The 8,346-nt window shown below is 69.5% G+C and carries 10 protein-coding genes; all 10 read right to left on the bottom strand.

Translation table 11 applies throughout. From position 1 onward, the window contains the following. Positions 1-82: 82 nt before the first annotated feature. Positions 83-1,195, bottom strand: coding sequence for a hypothetical protein (locus tag Ari01nite_RS47165; RefSeq protein ID WP_203791011.1), 1,113 nt, complete (start codon positions 1,193-1,195; stop codon positions 83-85). 202 nt (positions 1,196-1,397) lie between these two features. Continuing rightward, a complete protein-coding gene (locus Ari01nite_RS47160; protein ID WP_203791009.1) occupies positions 1,398-2,318 on the bottom strand; it encodes a DNA-processing protein DprA in 921 nt (306 codons plus the stop codon). Next, positions 2,315-3,376 carry an ArdC-like ssDNA-binding domain-containing protein gene (locus Ari01nite_RS47155; protein ID WP_203791007.1) on the bottom strand — a complete coding sequence of 354 codons (1,062 nt, stop codon included), beginning with the start codon at positions 3,374-3,376 and terminating at the stop codon, positions 2,315-2,317. The genes Ari01nite_RS47160 and Ari01nite_RS47155 overlap by 4 nt, the downstream gene beginning before the upstream one ends. Positions 3,377-3,595: 219 nt before the next feature. After that, a complete protein-coding gene (locus Ari01nite_RS47150) occupies positions 3,596-4,027 on the bottom strand; it encodes a hypothetical protein (protein WP_203791005.1) in 432 nt (143 codons plus the stop codon). Positions 4,028-4,311: 284 nt separating this feature from the next. Further along, positions 4,312-4,500, bottom strand: coding sequence for a hypothetical protein (locus tag Ari01nite_RS47145; protein WP_203791003.1), 189 nt, complete (start codon positions 4,498-4,500; stop codon positions 4,312-4,314). Positions 4,501-4,511: 11 nt separating this feature from the next. Further along, the gene (locus Ari01nite_RS47140) at positions 4,512-4,889 is read right to left on the bottom strand and encodes a hypothetical protein (RefSeq protein WP_203791001.1); all 378 of its coding nucleotides are present in this window, start codon (positions 4,887-4,889) and stop codon (positions 4,512-4,514) included. A gap of 164 nt (positions 4,890-5,053) precedes the next feature. Further along, entirely contained in the window at positions 5,054-5,653 is a 600-nt protein-coding gene (locus tag Ari01nite_RS47135; RefSeq protein WP_203790999.1) for a hypothetical protein, read from the bottom strand. Positions 5,654-5,997: 344 nt separating this feature from the next. Next, positions 5,998-6,438 carry a DUF3085 domain-containing protein gene (locus Ari01nite_RS47130; protein ID WP_203790997.1) on the bottom strand — a complete coding sequence of 147 codons (441 nt, stop codon included), beginning with the start codon at positions 6,436-6,438 and terminating at the stop codon, positions 5,998-6,000. A 178-nt stretch (positions 6,439-6,616) separates the two neighbouring features. After that, positions 6,617-7,684 carry a DUF4192 domain-containing protein gene (locus tag Ari01nite_RS47125; protein ID WP_203790995.1) on the bottom strand — a complete coding sequence of 356 codons (1,068 nt, stop codon included), beginning with the start codon at positions 7,682-7,684 and terminating at the stop codon, positions 6,617-6,619. Positions 7,685-7,958: 274 nt separating this feature from the next. Beyond that, positions 7,959-8,126, bottom strand: a complete 168-nt coding sequence (locus Ari01nite_RS47120; protein ID WP_203790993.1) for a hypothetical protein — start codon at positions 8,124-8,126, stop codon at positions 7,959-7,961. Positions 8,127-8,346: the final 220 nt, after the last annotated feature.

Genomic DNA, 8,346 nt, shown 5'->3' with positions numbered 1-8,346 from the left:
TCACTGAGATCGCGGTAGCCGCGAAAGGAACGGGTCCTGGCCGGGAGAACGACGTGATCGGTGGTCCTCCCGGCCAGGCAGGTCACGGTGCGCTGGGGAGCCCGCCGGGGGTGTGCCCGTTGGCCTGGATGAGGCGTTGGAGCCGGGTGATCGGCGGGATCGGTGAGTGGAGCAGCCCGGCGGTGCCGGCGGCGCGAATCCATTGGGCTTGCCGGGCGGAGATGTCGTGGCGGCCGGCGATGGTGTGGTGGCTGTCGTCGGGCTGCTGTTGCCAGGTCTGCCAGATGCCGCGCCAGTGGTCGTAGTCGGCTTGCTGGACGGGTACCCGCCGCAGCACGTCTTTGGGCAGTTCCACCATGTCCGGTCCGGCGTCGAGAGCGAGCAGGTCGGGTGCGGTGGCGCCGGCCGCTGGTTCGGGGGTGGGTGGTACAAGGTCGACGCCGATGGCGCGGGCCCAGCCGTCGATGTCGGCCTGCGCGCTCAGGGCTGCGGCGACGGCGTCGATGTCGATGGTGGTGGCCGCAATCGCGGCCAGGGTCGGGTCGTCGTGGCGGGCGCGGATGAGTGTTTCGACGTGGATGCTGAGTGCGGCGGTGCGCCGTTCGTCGCGCAGCTGCGCACGGGCCAGCGTCAGTGACTGCTGCACGGAGTAGCCGTGCTGCACAGCTAAAGCGCAGGCCCGGCGGGTGACGGCGGGCTCGCGCCACCACTGGATGAGGCCGTAGACCGGTGCGGTGTCGGTGAGTTTGCCGATGGCGCGCAGCGCGTCACGGCGGCGGGCGGCGCTGTGCAGCGGCCACACGGTGTACGCGAACACGCCGAGTCCGCCGAACACCGCGGCCAGGTACGGGGTGTGGTGGTGGCCGATCACGTTGATGGCCACGGCGAGCACGGCAGAGCCGGCGGACAGCAGCCTCCATCCGGTGGCGTTTTCACCGAGCCGGCGACGGGTGTCGGCGAACGCGGCGGTGACCACCCCGCCGAGATCGATCACGACGGCGAACGGCAGTACCAGCAGCGCCCGCCACCACCAGGCGATCGTGTCCGGCCAGGGCGGGGTAGTGACGGCTACCCAAATCTGGCCGACGCTCGATCCGGCGGCGGCGATGAGATAGAACGCCCAGGCGGCGCGTTCGGTGAGACGGCTTGTGGTAGAGGCGCCGGCGGTCGGAATGGAAGGTCGTTCAGGGTGCATGTCGCGGTTCCTCCTGCACGTGGGCAGGCGAGCGCCCCGGTCGCGGGACGCTCGCCTGGAACAACAAGGCGTGTGCGTCCCGCGCGTATGCGCAGGAACAGGACTTGGTGGTGTGGGCCGGGTGCGGCGCAGGATGCGTCGCGGACGGTCGGCGGTGGCCGGCGGTGTGGAGGCCGCGTGCCGGTCACGTCAGGCGGTGGTGTCAGCCAGCGGACGGTAGCTCGGCGACGATGTCGGCGGTGTGGCGTACCAGGCGTGCCTGCGGGTGTTCGCGCAGGTACGCGTGGGTACCTGAGGACATCGCAGACGTGACCGGGCCGGGGACCACCATCGCCCGCCGTCCCCGGCTGATCGTTTCGTCGAGGACGGTCAGGGCTTGGCTGCCTGCGGCGGCTTCGACGACCACAGCGCCGTGGCCCAAGCCGGCCAGCAGGCGGCGGGCGGCGACGAAGCGACGGCTGGTGGTGGCACTGTCGGGCGGGTCCGCGCTGATCAGCAGTCCCCGGTCGGCGACCCGGGCAAGTACGTCCGTGTTGGCGGCGGGGTACGGCCGGTCGATGCCTGCGGGAAGGACCGCGATGGCAGGGCCACCGGCGGCGAGCGCGCCGCGCAGGGCGGCGCTGTCGATGCCGACGCTGCTGCCGGCCGCGACACTCCAGCCCTGCCCTGCCAGGCCGTAGCTCACATCGCCGGCCACGGTTTGTCCGTACGCGGTAGCCGCCCTCGCTCCGGTCACGGCCACGACGCGCCGCAACGCGGTCGACGGGTCGCCGTTACCGCGGATCCACAGGCACAGCGCGGAACTGGGTGCGCCGGTGAACGCGACGCGGCTGAGATCGTCGAGCCTGGCCGGCCATGCGTCGTCCTCCGGGATCAGCACCCGGGCTCCCGCTTCCTCGGTCCTTGCGGCGACGGTGGCGTGATGCGCAAGGAGCCGATCGATGCTGACGCCGCGCAGGATTTCCGCTTGCTCGGCGGGTGTGCGGGTCGGCGCGTTCAGCCAGGCGAGCGCCTCGACCGGGCCGAAGAAGGCCAGCAGCTGGTGCAGGGCCTCGTTGCGGGTGGGATCCAGCAAGGCCAGGGTGGCCCGCGCCACCCTGATCAGTTCGCGGTCGATGCTCATATGGTGACTCCTTCGAAGAGAGTGCGGCCGGGCACGTCGGCTGGGTCGTCCGCCGGGTCGGGGTCGGCGGTGTCACCGGCCTCGGGGGCGAGCTGAGTGAGGATGGTCTTGGCGACGCGCAGCACGGTGTCGGCGCACTGCTTGACCAGGTCTAGGTCGCCGTTGGCCCAGCCCAGCACGTAGGCGTCGCTGTAGGCGGCGGTGTCGAGGCCGAGGACGGCGCAGACGATGTGCGCGACGCTTTCGGCTTCGGTTTCGCGTCGGCCGCGGTGCAGGTCCTGCCCCGGCGCGGTGTCGTCGAGGTGGCCGCAGAGGATGTGGGCCAGCTCGTGGGCGGTGGTCTTGACCTGTTGGGCGGCGCTGACGTCGTCGCGCACCCGGACGAGCCGTGCGGTGCCGCCGACCGTGACGCCGTTGGCGGTGCCGAGGTAGCGGCTGCCCGGCGGGGCGAGTTCGAAGCTGTACCCGGCGTCGGTGATCAGTTTCACCACGTCGTCGAAGGCGCCGGTCGGGTCGTCACCGTCGAGCAGCTGCGGCATACCGGCAGCGGAAACCTTGACCCGTCGTATCTGCCGCACGGTGGGGATCTCGAACGGTTTCCCGTCGGTCTGCGACAACTCGAACGTCGGCGAGAGCCGGAACCCGACGACCTGGGCGGCCAGGCGCCCGGACGGCTCGCGGCGCACCGTGCGGCCTTCGGCCTGCCACTGCGCGGCTTGTTCCTCGTTGGGACGGCGTCGGATCGGCGCCCAGATCTTGAACGCCTTTTCGCCGGTGCGGACCTGGCGGCCGTGCCGCTTCCAGCCGCTGGTGCCGGCCTTGTTGCCGAACGGCAGAAAATACTGCGCGGTGATGTCGCGTTCGGCGGCTTGCATCATCAGCAGCAGCTGATTGCCCAGGCTGTAGCGGGCGCCGAACACGGCCGCTTGCTCGATGAACTCGACCCACTGCCCCGGGTCGGCGGCCAACCTTGCCAGCCGCTGCTCGAAGTCGGTTCGGATCTTCTCCAGAAATGCATGTTGTTGGTCGGTCTGCTGGGTGCGGTGTGTGGTGGCCATCGGGTGGCCCTCCTGTTCTCCGCCGATGTGGCGGCGGGACAGGCTGGGACCACGCGGCCCCAGCTTGCCCGTAGGCACACGGTGGAGGCCGCGGGAGACCGCGTTGATCAGGTGGACAGCGCCGCGGGCTGGGCGGCACGCCCGTCAGCTCTGCCAGCTGACAGCTGAGGAATCAGGCAACCGGCTCGCCGTGCCGCCGTGCCGGTCAAGTACCGGGGGTCAGTAGCCCCAGTTGAAGGTGTAGCCGGTCAGCCACGGCAGCGAGCTGGCGATGATGGTGACGTCGTACCAGGAGTCGCCGTCGGTGTGACCGACTCCGGTGAACGGATAGATGTGCTCGTAAGCCCAGTCGTCCAGCGCTCGGATCTCGACGTCGGTGATAGGAGGGCGCCACAGCGGCGGCCGGCCGATCCGGGCATCGGTCACCGTGACCGCAACGGTCGGATAGAACTGGTAGGTGTTGATGATGTTCAGACTGACGGTGATGGTGCTGTGGCCGGTGAACCAACGCACCAGCGCTCGTAGCACGACCTTCCCGGCCGCGTCGACGAGCTGGTAGCGGCTGGGGCCGGGTCCACCGGCAACCCGCCCGGTGAGCACGGTCAGGATCGGATCGGTGTCGAAGAATCGCGGGAGGGCCAAAATGATCATTTCGGGGCTTTCCGCACGACGGGCGGGTGGTGGTGCGTTGCCGCACCACCACCGCCGTCAAGTGCTTGCTTGCGGTGAAGGAACGTCAACGCGCCGGGCAAATGTCCGGTGCGGGCGAATCGCCGAGCGGCTGATCCGATCGGCGGCTTTGTCGGCGTAGCCCCGACATCCGCGCTGGGCGGCGCGGGTGTTCGGCGGCGGTCTACGACTGGCCGGGCGCTGCCGTCGTGGTGGTGCCGTCCGCGGGTGTCGGCGGCAGCGTGCACGCCCCCGGTGAGCTGCGCCTAGGTGAGCACGGTCAGGTTGTCGTCGCCGACGCTGCGGGCGTAGTCGAGCATCGGCGCGACCGCGCGGCGGGTGGTGCCGTCGACGACGCAGTGGATCACATGCCGGCAGGCGGCCTGCGCGAGGCGATGGGTGTCGCTGTCGAACCGGCTGACGTCGACCGGCTCACCGTGCGACTGCGGGGCCACGGTGGTCGCGATCAGTCGATCAGCCCTTCGCGTCGCAGGCCGGCCATCAGCGCGGCAAATGCGCGACCAGCGGTGCTGCCGGCCTCGACTTCGGCCCGTATCGCCCGGCGTGCCCGGTCGAGCAGGTCGAGCAGATTGGTCTGGTCATTGGTCTGGCTGTCGATGATCTCGACCTCCGTTGGGGGCAGCCAGCTCGCGGCATTGTGTGCTGCTTTCAACAGCTCGGCGGTGGCCGGGTTGGCGGCACCGGACAGCAGTGACGGGTCGGCGAGCAGTTCTTCGACGGCCAGGCCCGTCACGTCGGCTACGGCACTGACAGGCAACGATCGCCGGTAAGTGTCGGTGTGCGACCAGGTAATAGTGAGTTTGGCGTCGTCGGTTTCGGACACTATTGTTCTCCCTCGTTGGTGGTCGGCGTGGCGCCGGTGATCGTTGGAGTTGCCACTGCGAGGCAGGCCGCCGGAACGTTCTGGCGGGCGGCTCCGATGGCACGGCACCGTGGCGAGTGAGGTGATGCCGGCTGCGGCCATGCCCTGCGTTGTTGCGGGAGCAGTCACGGCGTGGTGTCAGCCGCATTGAATCGGCAGGAGACAGGACGGCCGTGGTGGCAGCCGTCGCAGGCAATGTGGCCGAGCTGCCGGTCGGGGTCGGCGATCTTGCGCCGGAGTTCGGCTTCCAGCTCGTCGATCTGTGCCCCGTACAGGTGCTCGTAGTGGCGCTCGTTGCCGGGCTGGTCGGCTCTGACCGGGTGATCTCCGAAGGCGGCCAGCCACATCCGGAAATAGAGGCCGGCACCCGCGCCGTGCATCGGGGTCACCGCGCTGACCTGTGCCAACGTGAGGCAGATTTCGGTGGCGGTCGCGAGTCGCAGATCCTCGCCTACGGCAACCCGCTGCAGAAGCTCACGGACGTGGCCACGGTAGACGAACTCGGTGCCCATGCCGGCACCGATCTGGCGAGGCAGCAGCAGGCTGAACGCGTGGAACAGCAGGTCGGCCTGGGCGGGGTGACGGCGGCTGGCCTCGGTGATCTCGTCGTCGGCCCAGTCCATCACGGCCAACAGCGGGCCGGTCTGCGCGTCGATCGCGGCGACCAGGACGGCCGGGCCATCCGCTGCCGCGCTCTGGTGGCCGCGAGTGTGTGTGGTGCTCATGCGATAGGTCTCCATCCGTTAGGGATGGACATCGCCGACTTGGCGCCCGGTCAAGGGCGACCGAAGTCGGCGTTGCCCTTGAGGGTTCCGGGTGTTAGCGGTTGCGGCGAGTGCCGCTGGCGATTACTGCACGGTGCTGTCGATGTCGTTGGGGGTTACTGCTCAACACCGGCGGCGAAGAGGTGCTCGTCGAATTCGGGCGGGTCACCCGGCCGCTGCCGCATACGTCGTGGTGGCCGTAGCTATCGAGCGGCCCCATCTGTCGTCGGCCAGCGGCCCGGCGGTGGCGGACTACCTTTACGCGGCAAGGGTTGATCTCCGTATGTCGTCGCTGGTGGGTCGGCTCATCGGATACGGCCGCGGGAGTCGGCGATGAAGATGTCCATCGCTGTGGCACCGACGTCGATGACGAACAGGTCGCCGCCATCCGCGGCGGCCTCGGTGAGCTGGGCATGCAGGGTGGTCCCGCCGGGCGTGGGGACGAGCAGTGGCAGCGCTTCGACGAAGTCATCGCCGCCGATCTTGTCGGCAATGGCATGTTTGGACATCGAGGTGTGGTAGCCGTCGGCGTAGACGACGTACAGCCGGTCGCCGCCGGCGGGGTGAGGTTGGCCCGGCCGGCCGTTGGACATCAGGTAGAGGCCTTCGTCGCCGACGAACCAGAGCGCCGGTCCCGGCGTCGTGCCGTCCACGGTGTTGATGTAGGTCGGTCTGTGGTCGGGGGCGGCGATGGCGTGTTCGGCCAGAATCAGCACGTCACGCAGCGGGAATCGCAGGCGGATCATGAGGGCTCCTCCACGATGGGGGATATCGGACACGGTCACCTGGCAGCGTTCGCTACAGGCCAGACAGAAACAGGGTGTGGGCGGGCCGGCCGCGGCCGATGGTCTCGTGGCGAGCCACAGCCCGTACCGGTACGAAACGCTGGACGGCGGGGGCCCGGGCGGGAATTCGCCAGGCGGTTCAGGCGGCGAGGAGCGCGGCAACGGTGTCCGGGCCGATGCCGGCGGCGACGGCGCAGGCGAGTAACTGCGCGAGCCGGTCGTCGGGGTCGGCGTCCAATGCCCGCCTGACGGCGATGTCAGCTAGCGCTCCATCTCCGCAGCGCAGTGCGCAGAGAGCGAGCAGCGCAGCCGGCCCGGCAGTGAATGCCGGTTCGGCGCGGCGGATCAGGTCGGTCCACATCTGTTGCTGCCACGGTTCGGTGTTAGTGAGCCGGGCTGCGTAGTCGCGCAGTGAAGGCAGAACGAGCAGGACGGTCAGGACGGCGGCCGTGTCGTCGTCGACCGGCCGACCGGTGCGGTAGCTGTCCTGCGCCCGGGTGAGGTAGATGCGCGCCCCTCGCTGCAGCGCGAGTCCGAGCGGTGTGTCCAGGACGGAGTCAGGATCCTCGTCGAGGTCGCCGGAGCTGCCGGTTTTGGAATGGTCAGTGTCGGAGTTACCAGTGTCGGGACGGGCGGCGTCCAGCAATTCCAGGAGGAACGCGCAGGCATCGGCGGTGGCGGTGGACATCCGCTCGCGGGCGGCGCCGGCGATCGGCGCGAGTGCGGCGGCCACCGCGTCGCGGCTGGGCACAGCGACCAGTCCGGCGTACACCGCTGCGGCAGCGACGGGACTGGCGGTGGGGTCAAACGCGACGCCGTCGACCATGTTGGGGCGGTCGAGGTGCCAGTAGTGGCCGTCGGCCACGCGCAGCACTTCACTGATCGGGATGCCCGCTCGGCGCAGCACTACGGTGCCGGTGTCGACTGCCGCCTGAACCCGGTCGGCTGTGCCGTAGCCGATGAGCACGACGCTGCCGTCGCGCAGGGCTGCGACCTTCTCGGCGATCGTGGCCCAAACGGCATGAAGAGCCGGGGACACCGGGCCAGGGCCGGCCAGGGCGATCCGGGCAGTGAACGCAATGCCGTCCCTACCCAGAACGATCACCACAAGACTGTCCTCTGGCTGGAATCGCAGCAGGAAGGGAATCAGAGCAAGCAGGTCCCGAACGGTGGTGACCCGGATAGTGGGCCGATCGGTGTGGCTCATTTCTTTCTCCTTTAGCGGTGATGGCGGAACGGTCCTCGGCGCGACCCGTTGACGCGTTCAGGTGACGCTGTCGCGCCGCAACGAGGACCTGTTCATAGCTGTGGGCGTTTGCGTTCTCGGCTGCTGCCGTCGGCGGGGACGGGCACCGAGCCGCGGACGGTTGCGGCCGCGGCTCGGTGCGGTGCTTGAAACGCAAAGGTTGTTCCGGCGATCGGTTTGTGGCGGCGATCCGCCTGTCTACCGGGGCTTGCCAGGCCGGCAGCGCTGCAAGTGATCAGTGCAGGAGCAGCGGCAGGGGTGTCTTCTCGAGGCCGGCGATGACGAGCAGTGCGGCGCTGTGCAGCGCGACGAGGGCGGCCACGTGGACGATCGGGTGCATGGCGCGTTGTGTGAGGCGGTGGCGCAGGGGACGCTTCGGCTCGGGAGCTTCGTGCTTGCCCATGACGGTCTGCCTTTCTTCAGGTATGTCGTTGAGGTCGGTATTGCGGGCGCGGCGATCGCCGCGATCGCGATGTGCCTTGATGCGGGGTTGGTGAGCTCAGCGCGGCGGTGCCGACGGCTCGGTGAGGTCCTCGGCGTGGGCGGCGATCTCAGGCGGCGGTGTGCGGTAGTTGGCCCACTGCTGGTCGAGCCGGTGGGTCAGCAGCTGGCCCGGCTGGCGG

Source organism: Paractinoplanes rishiriensis (genome assembly GCF_016862375.1).
Taxonomy (GTDB): Bacteria; Actinomycetota; Actinomycetes; order Mycobacteriales; family Micromonosporaceae; genus Actinoplanes; species Actinoplanes rishiriensis.
The sequence above is the reverse complement of the archived record's forward strand: the minus strand, read 5'-3'. Positions and strand labels throughout refer to the sequence as shown.

Coding starts and splice junctions, on each gene's coding strand:
- Ari01nite_RS47165 (WP_203791011.1), bottom strand. CDS start 1,195: ATGCACCCTGAACGACCTTCCATTCCGACCGCCGGCGCCTCTACCACA.
- Ari01nite_RS47160 (WP_203791009.1), bottom strand. CDS start 2,318: ATGAGCATCGACCGCGAACTGATCAGGGTGGCGCGGGCCACCCTGGCC.
- Ari01nite_RS47155 (WP_203791007.1), bottom strand. CDS start 3,376: ATGGCCACCACACACCGCACCCAGCAGACCGACCAACAACATGCATTT.
- Ari01nite_RS47150 (WP_203791005.1), bottom strand. CDS start 4,027: ATGATCATTTTGGCCCTCCCGCGATTCTTCGACACCGATCCGATCCTG.
- Ari01nite_RS47135 (WP_203790999.1), bottom strand. CDS start 5,653: ATGAGCACCACACACACTCGCGGCCACCAGAGCGCGGCAGCGGATGGC.
- Ari01nite_RS47130 (WP_203790997.1), bottom strand. CDS start 6,438: ATGATCCGCCTGCGATTCCCGCTGCGTGACGTGCTGATTCTGGCCGAA.
- Ari01nite_RS47125 (WP_203790995.1), bottom strand. CDS start 7,684: ATGAGCCACACCGATCGGCCCACTATCCGGGTCACCACCGTTCGGGAC.
- Ari01nite_RS47120 (WP_203790993.1), bottom strand. CDS start 8,126: ATGGGCAAGCACGAAGCTCCCGAGCCGAAGCGTCCCCTGCGCCACCGC.